Raw genomic sequence first — 21,542 nt, forward strand, 5'->3', positions numbered from 1 at the left:
TTAGATTCTCTGTATCGCTAAGGATTAACCTTTTTGAGCTAGAGCTACTTCTTCTGCGAAGCTTAGGCCTTCAGCTTTCTCGATACCTTCACCAACTTCTAGGCGAACGAAAGTAGAAACAGCAGCGCCTTTTTCTTTCAGCATTTCACCTACAGTTTTCTTAGGTTCCATGATGAAAGCTTGACCAGTTAGAGAAACTTCGCCAGTGAATTTCTTCATGCGGCCTTCAACCATTTTCTCTGCGATTTCTTTTGGCTTGCCTTCGTTCATAGCGATTTCAACTTGAACTTCACGCTCTTTAGCTACTACATCTGCAGGTACGTCTTCTGGGTTAACGTATTCTGGACGAGAAGCTGCTACGTGCATAGCAACGTGTTTTAGAGTTTCAGCATCGCCTTCACCAGCAACAACTACACCGATTTTCTCGCCGTGACGGTAAGAAGCGATTGCAGTACCTTCAACGTATTGTACGCGACGGATGTTGATGTTTTCGCCGATTTTAGCTACTAGAGTAACGCGAGCTTCTTCGAATTGAGCTTGTAGCTCTTCTACAGATGCTTTAGACGCTAGAGCTGCAGCAGCAACTTCTTGTGCGAATGCAGTAAAGTTACCATCTTTAGCAACGAAGTCAGTTTGGCAGTTAACTTCAAGAAGAACAGCAGAACCGTTTTCTTCTTTGATGATGATCGCGCCTTCAGCTGCAACGTTACCAGCTTTTTTAGCTGCTTTAGCTGCGCCAGATTTACGCATGTTGTCAATTGCTAGTTCGATGTCAGCGTTTGCTTCTACAAGCGCTTTTTTACATTCCATCATGCCAGCGCCAGTGCGCTCGCGAAGTTCTTTAACTAGAGCAGCAGTTACAGTTGCCATTCTCTATTCCTCGTTTGGTTCGAATAAGGTAAAAAACAGGGGCCTACATTGTCGGCCCCTGCTGATAACTATAGCTCAATCTATGCACGAAAAAACGTGCAAATAGACCAAGTAGACTCGGAGCCGCTATTATTCAGCTTCTACGAAACCGTCTTTTTCAGCTACAACAGCAACGTCTTTGTTACGACCTTCAGTTACAGCAGAAGCTGCAGCGTTTAGGTATAGTTGTACTGCGCGGATCGCGTCGTCGTTACCTGGGATGATGAAGTCTACGCCGTCTGGGTTAGAGTTAGTATCTACCACTGCGTATACTGGAATACCTAGGTTGTTAGCTTCTTTGATCGCGATGTGTTCGTGGTCAGCGTCGATTACGAATAGAGCGTCTGGTAGACCGCCCATATCTTTGATACCACCAAGAGATTTCTCAAGCTTCTCCATTTCGCGAGTACGCATTAGAGCTTCTTTCTTAGTTAGTTTGTCAAAAGTACCGTCTTGAGACTGTGCTTCAAGATCTTTTAGACGCTTGATAGACTGACGAACAGTTTTGTAGTTTGTTAGCATACCGCCTAACCAGCGGTTGTTAACGTAGTACTGGTTGCTTGCGATAGCAGCTTCTTTAACAGCTTCAGATGCAGCGCGTTTAGTACCTACGAATAGAACTTTACCTTTCTTCTCGCCAACTTTAGCTAGTTCAGCTAGAGCTTCGTTGAACATTGGTACAGTTTTTTCTAGGTTAATGATGTGAACGCGGTTACGAGCACCAAAGATGAATGGCTTCATTTTTGGGTTCCAGTAACGAGTTTGGTGACCGAAGTGAACACCAGCTTTCAGCATATCGCGCATTGATACAGTTGCCATTTTAAAATCCTCTACGGGGTTAGGCCTCCACATCCCCCATGATTCCGACTAAGCTTCTGCTCAGCACCCCGGAATATGTGTCGGAATGTGTGTGATTTAAAGATAAAAGTTTATGGAGCTTACCAGCTTCGCCATCTCGACTAAGCAAGATGAAGAGAACAGATAAGGTATCCGGCGCGCTTTATACCATATTTCACCCTTATTTGGCTAGTATAAATTCCTTTCCAGCAATTTTAAGCCAAGTTCAAAAGCTCAGGTTTCGAGCTAGATACACTTTATGCTCGCTTAATGTTAAAATGTGCTAATTCGCACACTTCTGTGCAGTTGAATAAGTAGAGATCAGCCAATGTCAATCAAGATTAAAACGGCCACTGAAGTCGAACGTATGCGTCTAGCAGGTAGTTTAGCTGCCGATGTTCTAGAAATGATTGAGCCTCATATTAAAGAAGGCGTTACAACTGAAGAGTTGAACCAAATCTGTCACGATTACGCTCTAGAACGAGGCGCTTACTCTGCTCCACTCGATTACCATGGTTTTCCTAAGTCTATCTGTACCTCAATTAACCATATTGTGTGTCACGGTATTCCTGCAACTGAAGACCAAATGGGTGCAAACGGCCACATGAAGCCTGCTGTACTTAAAAACGGTGACATCATCAACGTCGATATCACAGTTATTGTTCCTGATGATGAAAACGCAGACCTAAGCGTACGCCCTGCAGGTTACCACGGTGACACTTCAAAAATGTTCCTAGTAGGTGATGTATCGCCAGAAGACAAACGCCTGTGTATGGTGACTCAAGAAGCACTTTATGTCGGTATGCGCCAAGTTAAACCGGGTGCAACCGTGGGTGATATTGGTACCGCGATTGAGAAGTACATCAAGACCAACAACAAAAATAACCCACGCAATAAATTCTCTATTGTGAAGGATTTCTGTGGTCACGGCATCGGCAATGAGTTCCATGAAGAACCACAAGTTGTGCACTACCGCAACATGGATCGCCGAGTGCTTAAAGAAGGCATGTGTTTCACTATCGAGCCGATGATCAATGCAGGTAAATTCGGTTGTACTGTTGACGCACAAGATGACTGGACGGTTTACACAGGCGACGGTAAAAAATCAGCGCAATACGAACACACCATCGTGGTAACGAAAGAAGGTTGTGAAGTACTGACACTGCGCAGCGACGACACCATCCCACGTTTCATGAAAAACGCTTAATCGACTTATCTATCCCCGCTTTATGCGGGGATATTTTTTTGTCGGCCATGATTTGATAAAGTGAAAAAAATCAGACATTCAGTTCGAATCTGTCGCATCTTCGAACTGAACTACAGCACGGATAGCCGCTATGCCTTTTCAATCGCCGCTTACCTTCAGTGACGAGCAAATCACAGTCAGTGAACTGAAATCCCAACTAGAAGTCTTCGCTGAATACCAAAAGCAAGAGTTTAGCAATCACCACCCTGTGAGTGACTTGGTGCTTGGCCGCTCAGAATACACCGATCTATTGCTGACCCGCTTATGGCAGCACTATGAATTTGACCAAATACCTCATCTTTGTTTGGTGGCCGTCGGCGGTTATGGCCGTGGTGAACTGCACCCACTCTCAGATATCGACATTCTCGTTGTATCACAAAAAAACTTACCTGAATCACTTGGGGCCAAAGTCAGTGAATTTATCACTCTGCTTTGGGATTTGCGGCTAGAAATTGGCCATGCGGTGCGCACGGTTGAAGAGTGTGGTCATATTGGCCGCACCGATTTAACTGTTGCGACCAATCTGCAAGAAGCTCGGTTGCTCACCGGATGTGAAGAGACTTTCCACCAACTTAAAATGTTGGTGCACTCTGAATCATTCTGGCCAAGCGAGATTTTCTACAAAGCCAAAGTTCAAGAACAGCGTGAACGCCATGCTCGTTATCACGACACCACTTACAACTTAGAACCTGATATAAAGTCCACCCCCGGAGGACTGCGTGATATTCACACGCTAAGTTGGGTTGCTCGCCGTCATTTTGGTGCTACCTCATTATTTGAAATGAGTCGTTATGGCTTTCTCACCGACGCAGAATATCGAGAACTGCTCGAGTGCCAGGAATTTTTATGGCGAGTACGCTTTGCTCTGCATATTGAATTAAGACGCTACGACAATCGCCTCACTTTTGCTCACCAACCATCCGTTGCGAGCTCTCTCGGCTTTGTGGGTGAAGGTAATCGCGGTGTCGAAATGATGATGAAAGAGTTTTACCGCACTTTGCGACGCGTGGCAGAGCTCAACAAAATGTTGCTCAAGTTGTTCGGCCAAGTCATTCTCAATCGCGGCGTTGAAAGCTCAGTACAAATCATTAGCGATGATTTCCAGCGCCGTGGCAATTTGATTGAAGCTCGCAAACCTGCGCTATTTCAAGCTCGCCCTGAAACCATTTTGGATATGTTTTTGCATATCGCCAACGACTCCACCATTGACGGTGTCGCACCGCCTACGCTGCGACAGTTGCGCACCGCAAGACGCCGACTCAATAAGTTTTTACACACCATTCCTGAAGCGAGAGAGAAATTCCTCGAACTCTGTCGCCACCCGAATGCACTACATAAAGCTTTTAGCTTAATGCACAAGCTCGGCGTGTTATCCGCTTACTTGCCTCAGTGGAACCAAATTGTTGGGCAAATGCAGTTTGACCTGTTCCACGTCTATACGGTCGACGAGCATAGCGTGCGCCTGCTTAAGCACATCAATACCTTCAGCTATGCTAAAAACCATAGCAAGCATCCGATCTGCTGCGAAGTGTTTCCAAGAATTCAAAAGAAAGAACTGCTTATCATTGCGGCTATTTTCCACGACATCGGCAAAGGTAGACCTGGTGATCACTCTGTCATCGGTGCAGAAGAAGCCTATGCATTTTGCCGAGAACACGGTTTATCAACACCAGAAGCTAACCTCGTCTCATGGCTGGTGCGCCATCACTTATTGATGTCTGTGACCGCTCAGCGACGTGATATTTACGATCCTGATGTGATCGCTGAATTTGCCAAACAGGTGCGCGATGAAGAGTATCTCGAATACTTGGTGTGTTTAACCGTCGCAGATATCTGTGCGACTAACCCAGAATTGTGGAACAGTTGGAAACGCACACTATTAGCCGAGTTGTTTTATTCTACTCAGCGAGCTTTGCGTCGCGGGCTCGAAAACCCAGTCGATGTGCGCGAGCGTATTCGTCACAACCAGCAAATGGCGTCAGCGCTGTTACGTAAAGAAAACTTCTCAAGTCGTGAAATAGAACTGGTATGGCAACGTTTTAAAGCGGACTATTTCTTGCGTCATACGCCAAAGCAAATTGCTTGGCATTGTACTCATTTACTGCGCCACGAAGACAGTACTCAGCCATTAGTGCTGATCAGCAAAAAACCAACCCGTGGTGGCACTGAGGTGTTTGTTTATACCCAAGACCAAAAAGGTATATTTGCCAAAGTCGTCGCAGAGCTTGACCGTCGCAACTTTAACGTTCATGACGCTCAGGTCATGACGAGTAAAGATGGTTATGTGTTGGATACCTTTATGGTGCTCGACCAAAACGGCAATCCTATCGAAGAAAACCGACATAATGCGGTCGAAAAACATCTGGTTTCAGTCTTACAAACCGCTGGTGCAATGCAAATTCGTACTCGTCGCATACCCAGAAACCTACAGCACTTTACTGTCAAAACCAAAGTGGACTTTCTGCCAAGTAAGAGCAAAAAAAGCACCACGATGGAGTTTGTCGCTTTAGATACTCCCGGACTTTTGGCAACTGTTGGCGCCACCTTTGCCGATCAAAATATCAATTTGCATGCTGCTAAAATCACCACCATCGGTGAGCGAGCTGAGGACTTTTTTATTATTACTGGCGCTGAAGGCGGCAAGTTAAGTGAGCAAGAAGAGTTACTGTTGCGAGAAGCCTTGATTGCCAATGTGGCTGAGCTGGCGCCAAACTGATCTCAACCACAATTTGCTAAAAATATAGGCAATTCAACTATATTGTGACCACATCGGCTGCTACATTAAAAGTGTTCAATTTATCAACACGATTAAGAGGCAGCCTATGTTTCCCTACCTTACCGGTCTAGGCATTCAAGATCCCCAGCAGATTGAGCGCTACTCATTACGTCAAGAAGCTCACAAAGACGTGCTCAAAATCTACTTTCGCAAACAAAAAGGCGAGTTATTTGCCAAAAGCGTCAAATACAAATACCCACGTCAAACTAAAAACGTTCGTGTCGACAGCAGTAGCAATAGCTACAAGCAAGTTTCTGAAATCAACCGTAACCTAACGCTGGTGATGGATGAGCTGAATAAAATCACCAAACCACAGAAAATAGCATATGTGGATGTGAAACAGAAAATTCTGTCTGACTTGCGCCATTTAGAGAAAGTCGTCTCAAGTAAGATAGCCGAGATAGAGGCGGACTTGGAGAAATTGAAATAAATTGAAGAATTGAAAAGCAAGAAATAAGAGTTGCGATGAAGCGTTATCGTATAGTTTGAGGCTCTTAAATCTCTAAACGAGGCTTTTCGAGTGTTCGAAGCTCCCAACGCAAGGTTCGACATTAGCGTACCTTGCGTTCTTTAGTTAGTGTATAGCTACGACTACATCCAACCTGCGTACTTGCCCACTAGATACAGAGCAATTCCGGCCATCGCACCAGCAACGATATCATCAAGCATAATACCGACACCACCATGTACACGCTTATCTAACCAGCCAATAGGCCATGGTTTTAGCATGTCAAAGAAGCGGAACAGAATGAAGCCAGTAATAAGCCACTTCCAATCGGTAGCAGAAAGCTGAAATACCGGCACCACCAGCATCGTGATCCAAAAACCAACAAATTCATCCCATACGATGGAGCCGTGATCATGCACACCCATATCTGTCGAGGTTACTTGGCAAATTTTAACCCCGACCAAACACGCTGCAATGACCACAATCACATACCAACTCAGAGGTAATTGAACCAACAGTAAATACAAAGGAATGGCAGCCAAAGTGCCCATAGTACCTGGAACAACAGGTGATAACCCACTACCAAATCCGGTAGCCAGCAAGTGCCATGGGTTCTTCAGTGAAATAAGAGAGAGAGGGTTGGGCATAGTCATTTCTTAATTAATTCTAAAATGGTCATAACCACAAAGCTGCCAAGATATTACTTGATCATTTTGGGTTAGCTCTATGGTATTACTATCAGTGATTCGACCGATACAAGTGATTTGGCAATCTAAATTTTTAGCTACCATTTCCAATTGCACTTGCTTGTCTGACGGCACAGTGAAACATAACTCGTACTCTTCCCCACTGCTCAAGGCGTATTGCAAAGCAAGATCTCGGTCACCAACAAAAGCGACCAGCTCTGGAGAGACAGGTAACGCCTCAACGTCAAGGCAAGCGCCAACATCAGAGCGCTTTATGATGTGGCCAAGATCGGAAGTCAAACCATCGGAAATATCAATCGCTGCGCTCGCAATATTACGCAGTGCTTCACCAACATGAGTACGCGGCAAAGAAAGATAATGGCGCTGTTCAAGATCCGCGGCAAACGGCTTAGTAATATTTTCAGGCGTAAGCACTACATCCAGCCCAGCTTTACTATCACCTAATGTACCAGTGACATAAATCAAGTCACCCACTTTAGCACCGCTGCGCAAAATCGCCTGCCCTTTTGGCATTAAGCCTTGCACGGTCAAGGTCAAACTGAGCGGCCCTTTGGTGGTGTCACCGCCAATTAACTGAATGCCATAGTGATCAGCAAGAGCGAAAAAAGCATCACAAAAAGGTTGCAGCCAAGCTTCATCTAACTCAGGCATGGTAAGTGCAAAAGAGACCCAAGCTGGCGTGGCGCCCATGGCTGCGAGGTCACTGATATTTGAAGCTAATGCTTTATGCGCCACCCAAGCAGGGTTCGCCTCAGCGAGAAAATGCGTACCAGCGACCAGCGTATCGGTACTGATTGCAATCACACTACCCGATGGGACTTCTACCACCGCGCAATCATCGCCGGCAGCGAGCAGTACATCATCGCGCTGCGCCTGACGACCAACTAAATACGTATCTATAAAATTAAATTCACCAGACATAGAATAACTACCTGATTTAGCATGGTCGTAGTATATAAAAAAGGTCAGCAAATGCTGACCTTTTTAGTTTTTAAATTCGATTATTTCTTACGAACGTGTGGTGCAGCTTTATCTAGCACACCGTTAACGAATTTGTGGCTGTCTTCCGCTGCGAATACTTTCGCAAGTTCGATAGCTTCGTTAATTACCACTTTGTAAGGAACGTCTTCACGACGAGTCATCTCATACATAGCTAGACGTAGCAGTGCAAGTTCCATTAGGTCAAGATCTTGCATTGGACGTGAAGTGTATGGACGAATCTTACTATCTAGCTCTGTGTGACTTAGCACAACACCTGCAAGCAGGTCACGGAAGTAAGCAACGTCTGTGTCTGGTGCAGCTAGTGCAGGTTCTGCAGCGCGATGTTCTTCTTCATCGTACTTATCACCTGATAAAAACTGCTCTTCAATTGTGGCAACATTTTCTTTAGTAATTTGCCAAGAGTAGATCGCTTGTAGAGCGAATCGACGTGCATTACGACGTGCGGCTGGTTTCACACTGGCCCCCATTAGGAATCAATTTCTGAAAGAACGTTAATCATCTCAAGTGCGCTTAGTGCAGCCTCTGCACCTTTATTACCAGCCTTGGTTCCTGCGCGCTCAATTGCTTGGTCAATTGTATCAACCGTCAATACACCAAATGCTACTGGAAGGCTGTATTCCAGAGATACTTGTGCAAGACCTTTGTTACATTCACTGCAAACATAGTCGAAGTGAGGTGTACCGCCACGAATTACTGTACCTAAAGATACAATCGCATCGTACTTACCTGTTTTCGCTACACGCTGAGCAACCAATGGTAGCTCAACTGCACCTGGACAGCGTACAACAGTGATGTTGTCTTCGCTTACTTGCCCATGACGCTTTAAAGTATCGATTGCACCAGACAATAGACTTTCGTTAATAAAACTGTTGAAACGAGAAATAACGATAGCAATTTTTGCGTGTGGAGCTGGGAAGCCACCCTCGATCACTTTCATAAGCCTTCCTTTAACTATGTTCATCAAGTGAGAATCGCCGGATTCTAGCACAAAACTGTGAGCAATATCTAATAGGTTTTTACAGAATAGAAACGAAAAAACGAGATGTCATCGACACCTCGTTTAATTAGTTGAAAATAAAAGCGCTTGCGAACACTATGCTCGCACTGCGATTTCATTATTCAGTAATGTACTCAACCACATTGAGACCAAAACCGCCCAACGCATGGTAACGTTTATTAGTTGAAGACAATAAGCGCATGTCGTGTACGCCAAGATCCGCCAAAATTTGTGAACCAACGCCGACTCGACGTGATGTGCCCTGTTTTTTTGCTAGAGTTGGCGCGGTGCCTTGATCTTGTGCTTCAAACATTTTCACGCGGTGAATCAGCAGATCCGTTGGTTCTTCATTACCAAGAATCACCAGCACACCACCCTCTTGGCCGATGCGCTTCATCGCTTTGTCTAACGTCCAACTGCGTTCTGCGTTGCGATCGCTGCGCAGCAAATCGGTAAAGGTATCTTGCAAATGCACGCGAACTAACGGGGCTTGCCCAGCTTTGCTTTCTCTGCATAGTGCGTAATGAACTTGGTTATCAATCGTGTCGCGGTACGTCACCAAATTGAACTCACCGAATTCGGTTGGCAATTTACACTCTGCCACTCGCTCAATCGTTGTTTCAGTATTATTGCGGTACTCGATTAGATCGGCGATGGTACCAAGCTTTAAGCCGTGTTTCTCTGCAAAAATTTCCAGATCAGGGCGACGAGCCATGGTGCCGTCTTCATTAAGGATCTCGACAATCACCGAAGCAGGTTCAAGACCGGCTAAACGCGCTAAATCGCACCCGGCTTCCGTATGACCAGCACGGGTTAAGACACCGCCCTCTTGTGCTGCAAGTGGGAAAATATGACCCGGCTGAACCAAGTCCGCCGCTTTTGCATTTGGCGCAACGGCTGCTTGCACCGTACGTGCACGGTCTGCTGCTGAAATGCCGGTGGTAACACCTTCCGCAGCTTCAATCGATACCGTAAAGTTAGTGGTATATTGTGCATTGTTGTCTTGCACCATTGGTGGCAAGCCAAGCATGTCACAACGAGCACGAGTCATCGTTAAGCAGATCAAACCACGGCCATATGTGGCCATAAAGTTGATCGCTTCAGGCGTGATATGCTCTGCGGCCATAATAAGATCGCCTTCATTCTCACGATCTTCATCATCCATTAGGATGACCATTTTTCCTAAACGAATATCTTCAATGATTTCTTGAGGCGTACTGATTGGCATGTTCTGTTCCTATTAATGGCTGATGTTATGGCTTTATCAATTAAGCAAAGCCATTTTGTTGTAGAAATTCCATCGTAATTCTTGATTCTGGTGCACTCGCCTCTGTTTGAGCCGTTAACAAGCGCTCCATATAACGAGCTAATACATCCACTTCCAAGTTTACTTTACGGCCAACATGAAAGTCAGCAATCGTGGTTTCTGCGCCAGTATGTGGCACGATAGTCAATTTAAAGGCGTTTTTGCGTAGGCCGTTTACTGTCAGGCTTATGCCATCAACCGTAATGGAACCTTTCTCTGCCACATATTTGCTTAGAGATTCTGGCATCGCAACCCAAAACTCGATCGCTCTGCCAACAGAATTACGCTCGATGATTTCACCCACTCCGTCAACGTGACCAGAAACAATATGGCCGCCAAAACGAGTGGTTGGCAGCATCGCCTTTTCAAGGTTGACACGATCACCCACTTGGTAATGGGCAAACCCGGTTTTTTGCAGGGTTTCTAAAGAAAGGTCTGCGGTGTAGCTGTTGCCATTAAACTCAACAACGGTTAAGCACACCCCATTGGTTGCGATACTGTCACCCAGTTTCACATCTAACATATCAAGTTTGCCACTGCGCACTGTTACGCTGATGTCTTCGCCTTTCGGCGTGATAGCAGCAAGCGTACCCACTGCTTCTACAATTCCAGTAAACATTAGTTTGATTCTTTATAAATCGGTGTAGCAATAATACGGATATCACTGCCCACTTGTGTCAATTGTTTAATCTCGAGTTCAATCACTTGTGACATCGCTTCGAGCCCCAATGCGCCAATCAAACCTCGACCATCACTGCCCATTAGTTTCGGGGCAAGATACAGTACGAGTTCATCAACCAAGCGGGCTTGGATAAATGCACCAGCGAGTGTCGCTCCAGCTTCCACCCAAAGATGGTTAATGTTGTATTCGCGAGTAAGCGCATCCAAAGTTGCGGCTAAGTCAATCTTTCCTTCACTGTTGAGCTCGGGAGCCATGTCGCCTTGGGGGCTGACTTGAACCACATCACCTTCCGTGTGGAATAGTTTCAAATCTGATGTCAATTGACCGGTTCGGTCGAGAATTACACGTAGTGGTTGGCGCAAGTTGCTACGATCATAACGAGCTTGAACTGAGGCTGGCAGATCATCAAAACGCACATTCAGCGAAGCGTTATCATCGATAACCGTCTTACTCGTAGAAAGAATTGCGCCAGATTTGGCGCGCCATGCTTGCACATCTTGACGTGCTTGCGAAGAGGTAATCCACTGGCTCTGACCATTGGCTAATGCAGTTTGACCATCCAAACTCGCCGCCATTTTCAGTTGTACGAACGGTCGCCCTGTTTCCATGCGCTTAATAAATGCAGGATTGAGCGCTCGAGCATCCTCTTCAAGTAAGCCTACTTGCACTTCAATGCCCGCATCACGCAACATTTGAATGCCTCTGCCGGCAACTTGTGGATTAGGATCTTGCATCGCACAAATCACTTTGGCGACTTTGGCTTTAATCAACCCTTCAGCGCAAGGCGGTGTACGGCCATAGTGAGAGCAAGGCTCTAGAGTTACATAAGCAGTAGCACCCACCGCTTTATCACCCGCCATACGCAGCGCATGTACTTCAGCGTGTGGCTCACCCGCTTTAAAGTGAAAACCCTCACCAACAATTTCACCATTATTGGTGATGACACAACCAACATTTGGATTTGGCGGAGTGGTAAATACGCCACCGCGGGCAAGTTTAATCGCACGCAGCATCATCGCGTGATCTTGTGGTGTAAATTGAGCCATTATCAAAACCGTCTTAGTCTTCTAATTTGGCGATCTCTTCACCAAATTCACGAATATCTTCAAAACTACGATAAACGGAAGCAAAGCGAATATAAGCCACTTTATCGAGCTCTTTTAATTGCTCCATAACTAAGTTACCGACCATTTCACTTGGTACTTCACGCTCACCTGTCGCTCTAAGCTTAGATTTGATCATGCTAATTGCTAGCTCAACCGCATCTGCGCTGACTGGACGTTTTTCTAACGCACGTTGCAACCCGCCAATCATCTTATCTTCATTAAATGGTTCGCGGTTACCGTTAGATTTGATCACACGTGGCATGACAAGTTCAGCGGTTTCAAAAGTGGTAAAACGCTCATTACACGTTAAACACTGTCTGCGACGGCGCACTTGATGACCATCGGCTACGAGTCGAGAATCGATAACTTTAGTATCAGTCTCGGTGCAAAAAGGACAATGCATATCACCTCCATATCAATGCTGCTAGTGTAACGGAATTAACAACTTGAGGAAAAGAAAAAGGGGCTAGACAGCCCCTTTTCACTACATATTTCGCAGAATACTGCCAATCGCTAACAAATTAGCTACGCGACAGATAATTCGCTTTGCCTACCCATTTGTAACTGGTGAGCTCTTCTAAACCCATAGGGCCACGTGCATGCAGTTTTTGCGTCGATACCGCCACTTCAGCTCCTAGGCCAAACTGCGCGCCATCAGTAAAACGGGTTGACGCGTTTACATAAACCGCCGCCGAACCGACCGAGTTAATAAAACGTTCAGCATTCTCTAGACTATTCGTCATAATCGCATCAGAGTGGCTCGCATTGTGTACATGCATATGCTCAATAGCTTCAGCTACGTCTTGCACGACTTTTACGCCTAGTGTGTAGCTCAGCCATTCAGTATCAAAATCACCTTCGCCTGCGTCACGCACATCTTGCGCATTACCAAGCAATGCTTTTGCTTTAGGCTCAGCAACAAAAGCCACTTTACCGTTCAGACGCTCTGCAAGCATTGGTAAAAACTCAGTGGCAACCGCTTGATGTACCAATAGTGTATCTAGTGAGTTACATGCTGATGGACGTTGTACTTTAGCGTTTTCTATCACATCGACAGACTTCGCTAAATCTGCACTGTCATCGACAAAGATATGACTGATACCAAAACCACCGATAATCACTGGAATAGTGCTGTTTTCTTTACACATTTTGTGCAAACCTGCACCGCCACGTGGAATGATCATATCCACGTAATCATCCAGTTTAAGAAGTTGAGAAACTAATTCACGGTCTGGTTTTTCAATGTATTGCACTGACGCTGCTGGTAAACCTGCTTTTGCGAGTGCCAATTGAATCACTTTCACCAACTCCATATTTGAGAAGAAGGTTTCTTTGCCGCCACGCAAAATGCTGGCATTACCGGTTTTTAGACATAGAGCTGCAATATCAATCGTCACGTTCGGGCGCGCTTCATATATCACACCCACCACGCCAAGTGGCACGCGGCGACGAGAGAGCGACATGCCGTTTTCCAGTACTTTGCTGTCAATTTCACTGCCAACAGGATCGTTTAGACTGATCACGTTTCGTACATCATTAGCAATCGCGCTTAAACGTGCTTCATTAAGCATTAGACGATCAATCAACGCTTCCGTTAGACCCGCTTGACGAGCCAACTCTAAATCTTTTTCATTTGCAGCCAAAATGTCGGCTGCATTCGCTTCTAGCTCATCGGCAATAATCGCTAAAGCCTGGTTTTTTTGCGCAGTCGCTGCTGTCGCTAGTTGAAAAGCCGCCTCTTTGGCCGCTTTACCCATAGTAATTAGTTCCACGTTACTTCCTTCTGTCCCTGCCCACTTGAAACTGCCTCTGGCACTAACCATATTTAGCATTCCAAGTGGTGGGATGATTACTTGTTATTCTTGAATCACGACCATATTGTCGCGGTGCATCACTTCTGAGCCATAGTCATAGCCTAAAATGGTTAGGATATCTTTACTATGATGACCAAGGATTTTATCCATATCGCAGCTAGAATAAGCCGAAATACCACGGGCAACCAATTTGCCCTGTTGATCATTGATGCGTACTACATCACCACGACTGAATTTGCCGCTGACTTTAATTACACCTTTTGCCAGCAAGCTACTGCCTTTACCGACAACCGCATTGACTGCGCCTTGGTCAATCACAAACTCGCCCGTTGCTGCAGGACCAGCCAAAATCCAACGCTTGCGGTTTTCTAACGACTCTTCACAAGGAATAAAACGTGTACCTTGCGGCTCAGCACCCAGTGAATCAAAAATCACGTTTGGTGCACTGCCTGCAGCGATAATCACTTCAATACCTGCGCGGCGAGCAATGTCAGCGGCTTGCAGTTTGGTTGCCATACCACCAGTACCTAACGTTGTACCGCTACCACCTGCAATTTTACGCAACGTATCATCGATAGTTTTGACTTCTTTGATCAGCTCTGCATTTGGGTCTTTACGTGGATCCGCAGTAAACAAACCTTTTTGGTCAGTCAGAAGCAATAGCTTATCCGCACCACATAAAATACCAACTAATGCAGATAGGTTGTCGTTGTCACCGACTTTGATTTCGTTGGTTGCAACGGCATCGTTTTCGTTCACGACCGGGATAATTTCATGTTCGATCAGGGCATTAATGGTGTCACGCGCGTTAAGAAAACGCTCACGATCATTCAGATCGGCACGCGTTAGCAGCATTTGACCAATTTTCATGCCGTAAATAGCAAACAGAGATTCCCAAGTTTGAATCAACTGGCTCTGACCAACCGCCGCAAGCAACTGTTTGCTCGACATCGCGTTGGGCAGTGCGGGGTAACCAAGGTGCTCACGACCTGCCGCAATGGCGCCAGACGTTACAATAACCACTGAGTGGCCAAGTTTCTTGAGCTCTGCACACTGACGTACCAACTCCACCATATGAGCACGGTTTAGTTGTAGCGTACCGCCAGTTAATACACTGGTACCTAGTTTTACAACCACTGTTTGTGGCTGTGCAACTTTTCCGCTTTGTTGATTCGTTGTCATGATAAATTGATTTAATAAAAAACAAGAGCTGTTGTTTTATCAATCAAAGGAAATTAGACAAGCAGAAAAGGCGCTTTCAAGCGCCTTTTATTCGTCAATGAGAAATCTCAATATCAATTACACAAATTCGACCGATTCTTGGTGTAAAACCACTTCAATTTCATATTCATCTTTGAGCATTTCAAGCAACGACTGATGAAAACTGTTTTGAATGCGATAGACATCTTCAATCGCCGATTTTGGCAATGATTCTTCGACCCACTCACCGGATTTATTATATTTACCAATCCGATAACGCGCGGCAAATTGAGATTCCTGTTGCTCAAGTTCAAGCCACCAGCCCCAAAACTCGCGTTCTTCCGGTGATTTCTTGTCACTGACACAAACGCCAAGACAATCAAATAAATAATAACCTTCCTGACTTTGAGGCTCCCTTAAATAAGGCCCTAGCGCGCGTAAACTGGTTAGCAAGCGAAAATGAGTCGGAATTTTTGTCACTTTTGACATTGGACTCTCCATGTTTTTAGTTATTAATCAACGTGTACCCTAACTACAACTGTTAACTAATTTTACAAACATGTCACCTTAATAACTCATCTTCTAGCCATTTAATCGCTAAATCGAGGGATTGCTCATATCCTTGTGAAATTGTCTTTGCACTTATTTTCTTTGCTTTGCCGTAATCACTAAATAATGCCACCAATTGATTATCGCTATAAGGTGAGACCGGATCGCCCTCTAAACTCATTGCTAAAATTGGCACTCGAGTCTTACGGCTCGCCAAAATACCTTGAGCTTTCAAAGACCAAGCTCGCATTTGTCCTGCCAAGCTATTGATGTCCACCACTTCCTTACCCAAACGTGCCGCCAATAAATCGAGATACATTTTCGACATTTTCTTCAATTTATCCGGCGAAGAAAGCACATCATGAATTGGAGCGCCCATGGTCACGCAGGCTTTAATTTTCGTTGGTTCCATAAAAGACAAACGCACCAACGCATTGCCACCAAAGCGAAAACCGATTAAGCCAACGCGGTAATGATTACCCATGGGATTGACGGTAATTCATTGAGTACCGCTTGATGCAAACACGACGAATCCTCGCTCAACGGCCAGTGACTAGAATAACCGACCGACGGCATGTCCACGGTTAACATCGCAATATTTTTCTTTGAAAGATAATCACGGAATAATCGCCACATATCCCCTTGCAGCGTATCCAAACCAGCACTAACGATCACCACGGGTTGAGGTTTTTCAGTGCTTGTCAGATGAAGATGAGCGGTGATTTTTTTGCCTTTGTACGGCACTTCGATACGTTTAATAACAAATTGCGTTTTCTTAGCAGCATCATTATAAGCCTTAGTGGCTAGGGTTTGCGCTTGAAGTGCAAGATTGTCATTTTTGAGGTGTGGGTAACCAGCAATACTAAAACACAGTGAGGCGGTAAACAGTTCATTCGCCCCCTCATCGCCGACTAATTCATGCCCTTTTTTTTGGTGCTCCATACCCAGTTTGGTCCACTCATAAGTCCAGTTGCCACTGTGATAACCCATTACCGTGTCGAGCCATTTATCATGCGTACGAGAGTGTTGTGAGCCAGCAATCCTCGCTAACACTTCTTCCATTTCAATCGGGTCGATACCCTGCCATGACCATTGCAGACGATGTAAATTGCGGTACCAGTTGGATTGCCCTTTCTCACGCATTTCATCCAGCAACTCTTGGTTGGTTGGCATGTAACGCGTTAACTCTGACGTTTCTTTAGCTTGTTTATGTTTCACAAAAAGAGTTTCAGAGAGGTTGGTGTTATCTGTTTCTGACATGGTGCTACCTAACTAAGACATTCGTAATCATAATAAACCTAATCAGCAATAACAGAGAAGGCAATTCATGGCTTACCGTATTATGAATTCACACCATAAATAACGAATAGGTAAAAAAAATGACCCTTGCGGGTCATCTTTGAATATCTGCAAACTTTATTTCTGCTTGCGATTGATAGGCTCAACGTACTGAACAGTTGTATCCCATGGTTGCTCAATCCATGTGTCTTGAGCGATATCAACCACGTATTCGTCCAGCAGTGCAGCACCTGATGGTTTAGCACAAACCGCAATCAGTTTTGCTTTCGGGTACATTTCACGCAGTTTACGTGCAGTATCACCGCTATCTACTAGGTCTTCTACGATTAGGTAACCTTCACCATCACCTTCTGGCGCTTTTAGTACACTCATATCACGTTGGTGATCGTGGTCGTAGCTTGAGATACAGATGGTATCTACGTAACGAATACCCAGTTCACGCGCAAGGATTGCGCCAGGAACTAGACCACCACGGCTAACCGCCCAAATACCTTTCCATTGTTCAGCAGGCATTTGTTTTTCTGCCAATTGACGGCAGTAATTCTGCATGGTGTCCCAAGTGATAACGAATTTTTTACTCATTGTAGTAACCTAATTATTTGAAAGTTTTACGTCCCGCTGATACGCCAAATTAGCGTTCATACAGCAACCAGCAGAAAGCGAACAGCTATACGGGGACAGAAGCTACGCAAACGATTATTCTACCTAAACAGCGTAACAATACCAACTATAAAAAAAGCCATAGTAGACAGTTCCACTATGGCTTTCGCTCCCGATAAATGACTTAATTCCACTAATCGTCAATTGGTTAGTGGAATCTACCTACTACATTGCTAGGTATTTAAGAATAAATAGCGCGGATAGACACCATACACTGATCGATACTTCACGACCTTTACCACTTAGCAATTTGATTGCCGCGTAAGAGATAAAGCCAAACGCAATACCTTCTGCAATCGAGTATGTCAGTGGCATCAGCAAACACGTTACAACCACTGGCGCCGCTTCTGTTAGGTCACGCCAATCAACGCTTACCAAACCAGACATCATTAGAATTGCAACGTAGAACAGTGCACCTGCCGTCGCATATGCTGGGATCATGCCCGCTAGCGGAGCAAAGAATAGCGCTAATAAGAATAGTACGCCTACAACCACTGCCGTTAGACCAGTGCGACCACCAGCAGCAACACCTGCTGTTGATTCAACAAATGATGTCGTGCTCGAAGTACCTAGCATTGCACCCACTGACGTTGCTGTTGAGTCAGCCAATAGCGCTTTACTTAGACGAGGTAACTTACCGTCTTCAGTCATTAAGTTTGCTTTAGTCGCAACTCCCACCAAAGTACCTGCGGTATCGAACAAGTCGACAAATAGGAACGCAAATACAACCGTGATCATGCCAACTTCAAATACGTCAGCAATGTTCATTTGCATAAATGTTGGTGCGATGCTTGGAGGTGTAGACATGATGCCGCCGTACTGAACATCACCCACCACAATACCGATCGCAGTGATGATAAGAATGGCAATTAAAACTGCACCGCGAACGCCACGATAAACAAGCGCTATTGTTAAAAAGAAACCCAGTGCTGCTAGCGCAGGCTTAAGGCTAGTGATATCACCACGACTAACCAGTGTTGCTGGGTTATCCACTACAATACCCGCATTTTGCAAGCCGATGAATGCAAGGAACAAACCGATACCGGCAGAAATACCTGTACGCAGTGACAGTGGAATCGAGTTAATGATCCATTCACGGACTTTAAAAACACTCAATGCCATAAATAGCAAACCAGACACAAAAACTGCGCCCAACGCAACTTGCCAAGTATGCCCCATGCCCAAAACAACACCGTAAGTGAAGAATGCGTTAAGACCCATACCCGGAGCCAAAGCGATTGGGTAGTTCGCCACGATACCCATAACAAAACAGCCAATAGCAGCAGCAAGACAGGTAGCAACAAACACTGCACCCTTATCCATGCCAGCATCAGCCAACATTGCAGGGTTAACAAAGATGATGTAAGCCATCGTCAAAAAGGTAGTAATACCCGCGACGAGCTCAGTTTTTACGTTCGTGCCGTTTTCGCTGAGCTTGAACAGTTTTTCGAGCATGATTGAATCCTATTGGAAAATTAAGTAAACGTTTGCGTAATCGATTGGCACGGATTATAGAGTTATCAAAAAGCAAATTCTAGATAGAATTATCACTCTAAGTTATATTTTCTTTCAAATTTTTCATCCCTTGCAAAACATCATTCGAATCAAACAAATATTTTCTTTATTTTCAACAAATAAGATTAAATTCGTTGCAAGCATAAAATTGTAGATTTAGCGAGCGATGTAATAAATTTTCAAGGTAATTTGACTCGAAGTGGCCAAAGAAAAGCGTGGAATATGGTCAAGCAAAGCGAAATATCTCTGCCTCGGTAGGATTTGAAGAGGAATTTTGCTCAAATCATCAAACTGCAGATAAAAAACGCCACTCAATTTGAGTGGCGGTTGAATCATGTCAGCAAAAAACAGGCTGCTGTAAAAAATTCTAAAAATAGGGGGTGAACAAAACTGTTCGAAACAAACTAAAACTTAGTAGCCAAAGCTTGTTGGGTATACAAAATTACTAGTATAAACAGAGCTGTTTATCCAGAACATTGCACTTGGTAAACCTTTCATGCTATCACCTTTTAAATCAATGCAATTAAACAAAACGTTGATTTCTCGGTTCCTTGGAGGCGATAAATCGGACTCATCCTTTGAGCATTTTTTCCTTCGAATAACGAAGTTGGTGCAAATATACCCTAAAGAAATAAAATTACAATAGCATTGATGATAAAAGTCACACTTTTCTTAAAAATGATCTAGATCAAGCTTATTCTGTAAGTAAATTACATTTTCAGAACGTTTTACGACCAATCACAACAAAACCATACGCACACGATTGGGCACACGATTGGCTAAGCACCGCCGGCAAGATTTCAACAATAAAGCTGTAACAAATCGTCTTTATCCCCTACTCACTAATAAAGGAGAGTGATATGCTAGCTTCTTCTAATTTTGTAGACCAACCCTAGTATTTCATGCCATCCGTGGCAGTTATCACTTCAATATACTCTGGTCTTTAGTATTTTAAGGAGTCATCCGTGTCTGAATTCCATTCTGAAATCAGTAAATTATCACCTGCTCCACTTTGGCAGTTCTTTGACAAAATTTGTTCTATCCCTCACCCATCAAAACATGAAGAAGCGCTAGCGCAATACATTGTTAGCTGGGCACAAGAGCAAGGTCTAGATGTTCGCCGCGATCCTACTGGTAACGTATTTATCAAAAAACCAGCGACACCAGGCATGGAAAACAAAAAAGGTGTGGTACTACAAGCGCACATAGACATGGTGCCGCAAAAAAATGAAGACACACAACATGACTTCACGACTGACGCAATCCAACCATATGTAGATGGTGAATGGGTTACAGCGAAAGGCACTACGCTCGGCGCAGATAACGGTATGGGTATGGCATCTTGCTTGGCAGTGCTTGCATCTACTGATATCAAACACGGTCCAATTGAAGTTCTGCTAACGATTGATGAAGAAGCAGGCATGACTGGTGCATTTGGCCTTGAGGCGGGTTGGTTAGAAGGTGACATCCTTCTTAATACAGACTCAGAGCAAGAAGGTGAAGTCTACATGGGTTGTGCTGGCGGTATTGATGGTGAACTGACTGTCGCTGTTGAGCGTGAAGCAATCCCTGCAGGTTACACCACACGTCAACTGATTCTAAAAGGTCTAAAAGGTGGTCACTCAGGCTGTGACATTCACACTGGTCGTGGTAATGCGAACAAGCTTCTTGCTCGCTTCCTAGCTGGTCACGCACAAGAGCTAGACCTACGCTTGGTGGAATTCCGTGGAGGCAGCTTACGTAACGCTATTCCTCGTGAAGCATTTGTGACTGTTGCTGTTCCAGCCGCGAACGAGGCAAAACTTGCCGAGTTATTTGAATTCTACACAGATCTATTGCGCGCTGAACTAGGTCGAGTTGAAACCGATATCGTGACATTCAATCAAGACGTTGCTGTTAACGATGGCGTATTCACTCAAGCAACTCAGCAACGCTTGATTGCAACGCTAAATGCGCTACCAAATGGCGTTGTACGTATGAGCGATGATATTCAAGGCGTGGTTGAAACATCACTAAACGTTGGTGTTATCACGACTGATGCAGATAAAGTGACTATCCTTTGTTTGATTCGTTCTCTGATTGACTCAGGTCGCCAACAAGTAGAAAGCACGCTAACCTCTGTTGCTCAACTGGCCGGTGCTGAAATCAAATTCAGCGGCGCATACCCTGGCTGGAAGCCTGACGCAGATTCAGAAATCATGCATGTCTTCCGCGATCTGTATGAGAACATCTATGGTCGTAAGCCAAACATCATGGTAATTCATGCCGGTCTTGAGTGTGGTCTATTTAAAGAACCATACCCACACATGGACATGCTGTCATTTGGCCCAACGATCAAGTTCCCACACTCACCTGATGAGAAAGTAGAAATCAGCAGCGTGGCACTATTTTGGGAACAAATGGTTGCACTATTGGAAAATATTCCAAACAAATAGTGAATAAGCCATTTCGCATAAGTTAAATTAATCTGAAAAACCAGCTTGCATTAG

Annotated in this window: 19 protein-coding genes and 1 pseudogene; 4 read left to right on the top strand and 16 right to left on the bottom strand. The window is 44.8% G+C overall.

Annotated features, from left to right (window positions below):
* Positions 1 to 24: 24 nt before the first annotated feature.
* Positions 25 to 870 carry a translation elongation factor Ts gene (gene tsf / locus Vt282_RS10645; RefSeq protein WP_162063351.1) on the bottom strand — a complete coding sequence of 282 codons (846 nt, stop codon included), beginning with the start codon at positions 868 to 870 and terminating at the stop codon, positions 25 to 27.
* A 129-nt stretch (positions 871 to 999) separates the two neighbouring features.
* Entirely contained in the window at positions 1,000 to 1,728 is a 729-nt protein-coding gene (gene rpsB, locus Vt282_RS10650) for a 30S ribosomal protein S2 (protein WP_162045736.1), read from the bottom strand.
* 346 nt (positions 1,729 to 2,074) lie between these two features.
* Between rpsB and map the strand changes: the two genes are divergently transcribed.
* The 3 genes from map (at position 2,075) to Vt282_RS10665 (ending at position 6,198) form a co-directional block, all read left to right on the top strand.
* A complete protein-coding gene (gene map, locus Vt282_RS10655) occupies positions 2,075 to 2,953 on the top strand; it encodes a type I methionyl aminopeptidase (protein ID WP_162045735.1) in 879 nt (292 codons plus the stop codon).
* Positions 2,954 to 3,083: 130 nt separating this feature from the next.
* On the top strand, positions 3,084 to 5,708 hold the full coding sequence (gene glnD, locus Vt282_RS10660) for a bifunctional uridylyltransferase/uridylyl-removing protein GlnD (RefSeq protein ID WP_162063352.1): 2,625 nt from the start codon (positions 3,084 to 3,086) through the stop codon (positions 5,706 to 5,708).
* Positions 5,709 to 5,814: 106 nt separating this feature from the next.
* Entirely contained in the window at positions 5,815 to 6,198 is a 384-nt protein-coding gene (locus Vt282_RS10665; RefSeq protein WP_162063353.1) for a DUF3461 family protein, read from the top strand.
* A 161-nt stretch (positions 6,199 to 6,359) separates the two neighbouring features.
* Here the strand turns inward: Vt282_RS10665 and pgpA are convergent, their stop codons facing one another.
* The 14 genes and pseudogenes from pgpA to Vt282_RS10735 all read right to left on the bottom strand — a co-directional run bounded on the left by pgpA (position 6,360) and on the right by Vt282_RS10735 (position 18,993).
* Positions 6,360 to 6,863: a phosphatidylglycerophosphatase A gene (gene pgpA / locus Vt282_RS10670; RefSeq protein ID WP_162045732.1), complete on the bottom strand. Its 504-nt coding sequence runs from the start codon at positions 6,861 to 6,863 to the stop codon at positions 6,360 to 6,362.
* Positions 6,864 to 6,872: 9 nt separating this feature from the next.
* Complete coding sequence (gene thiL, locus Vt282_RS10675; protein WP_162063354.1) at positions 6,873 to 7,844, bottom strand: thiamine-phosphate kinase; 972 nt, start codon at positions 7,842 to 7,844, stop codon at positions 6,873 to 6,875.
* Positions 7,845 to 7,924: 80 nt separating this feature from the next.
* Positions 7,925 to 8,392, bottom strand: a complete 468-nt coding sequence (nusB, locus tag Vt282_RS10680) for a transcription antitermination factor NusB (protein WP_162045730.1) — start codon at positions 8,390 to 8,392, stop codon at positions 7,925 to 7,927.
* On the bottom strand, positions 8,392 to 8,862 hold the full coding sequence (gene ribH, locus Vt282_RS10685; RefSeq protein WP_162045729.1) for a 6,7-dimethyl-8-ribityllumazine synthase: 471 nt from the start codon (positions 8,860 to 8,862) through the stop codon (positions 8,392 to 8,394). The genes nusB and ribH overlap by 1 nt, the downstream gene beginning before the upstream one ends.
* A 178-nt stretch (positions 8,863 to 9,040) precedes the next feature.
* A complete protein-coding gene (gene ribBA / locus Vt282_RS10690) occupies positions 9,041 to 10,150 on the bottom strand; it encodes a bifunctional 3,4-dihydroxy-2-butanone-4-phosphate synthase/GTP cyclohydrolase II (RefSeq protein ID WP_162045728.1) in 1,110 nt (369 codons plus the stop codon).
* Positions 10,151 to 10,190: 40 nt separating this feature from the next.
* The gene (locus Vt282_RS10695; protein ID WP_162063355.1) at positions 10,191 to 10,847 is read right to left on the bottom strand and encodes a riboflavin synthase; all 657 of its coding nucleotides are present in this window, start codon (positions 10,845 to 10,847) and stop codon (positions 10,191 to 10,193) included.
* Positions 10,847 to 11,956 (bottom strand): bifunctional diaminohydroxyphosphoribosylaminopyrimidine deaminase/5-amino-6-(5-phosphoribosylamino)uracil reductase RibD, encoded by a 1,110-nt coding sequence (gene ribD / locus Vt282_RS10700; RefSeq protein ID WP_162063356.1) that lies wholly within the window; start codon positions 11,954 to 11,956, stop codon positions 10,847 to 10,849. Before ribD ends, Vt282_RS10695 begins: the two co-directional genes overlap by 1 nt.
* Positions 11,957 to 11,969: 13 nt before the next feature.
* Positions 11,970 to 12,419: a transcriptional regulator NrdR gene (nrdR, locus tag Vt282_RS10705; RefSeq protein WP_162045725.1), complete on the bottom strand. Its 450-nt coding sequence runs from the start codon at positions 12,417 to 12,419 to the stop codon at positions 11,970 to 11,972.
* Positions 12,420 to 12,537: 118 nt separating this feature from the next.
* Complete coding sequence (locus tag Vt282_RS10710) at positions 12,538 to 13,788, bottom strand: glutamate-5-semialdehyde dehydrogenase (protein ID WP_162063357.1); 1,251 nt, start codon at positions 13,786 to 13,788, stop codon at positions 12,538 to 12,540.
* An 84-nt stretch (positions 13,789 to 13,872) separates the two neighbouring features.
* On the bottom strand, positions 13,873 to 15,012 hold the full coding sequence (proB, locus tag Vt282_RS10715) for a glutamate 5-kinase (protein WP_162045723.1): 1,140 nt from the start codon (positions 15,010 to 15,012) through the stop codon (positions 13,873 to 13,875).
* Positions 15,013 to 15,129: 117 nt separating this feature from the next.
* Positions 15,130 to 15,519 (bottom strand): sigma factor-binding protein Crl, encoded by a 390-nt coding sequence (gene crl, locus Vt282_RS10720; RefSeq protein WP_162063358.1) that lies wholly within the window; start codon positions 15,517 to 15,519, stop codon positions 15,130 to 15,132.
* A gap of 73 nt (positions 15,520 to 15,592) precedes the next feature.
* Positions 15,593 to 16,839, bottom strand: a pseudogene (frsA, locus tag Vt282_RS10725) (esterase FrsA).
* A gap of 156 nt (positions 16,840 to 16,995) precedes the next feature.
* A complete protein-coding gene (gpt, locus tag Vt282_RS10730) occupies positions 16,996 to 17,460 on the bottom strand; it encodes a xanthine phosphoribosyltransferase Tet(34) (RefSeq protein ID WP_162045721.1) in 465 nt (154 codons plus the stop codon).
* Between the two features lie 243 nt (positions 17,461 to 17,703).
* On the bottom strand, positions 17,704 to 18,993 hold the full coding sequence (locus tag Vt282_RS10735; RefSeq protein ID WP_162045720.1) for an NCS2 family permease: 1,290 nt from the start codon (positions 18,991 to 18,993) through the stop codon (positions 17,704 to 17,706).
* 1,025 nt (positions 18,994 to 20,018) lie between these two features.
* Between Vt282_RS10735 and Vt282_RS10740 the strand changes: the two genes are divergently transcribed.
* Entirely contained in the window at positions 20,019 to 21,488 is a 1,470-nt protein-coding gene (locus Vt282_RS10740) for an aminoacyl-histidine dipeptidase (RefSeq protein ID WP_162063359.1), read from the top strand.
* Positions 21,489 to 21,542 lie beyond the last annotated feature (54 nt).

Origin of the sequence: Vibrio taketomensis (assembly GCF_009938165.1) — a bacterium.
GTDB classification, from domain to species: Bacteria; Pseudomonadota; Gammaproteobacteria; order Enterobacterales; family Vibrionaceae; genus Vibrio; species Vibrio taketomensis.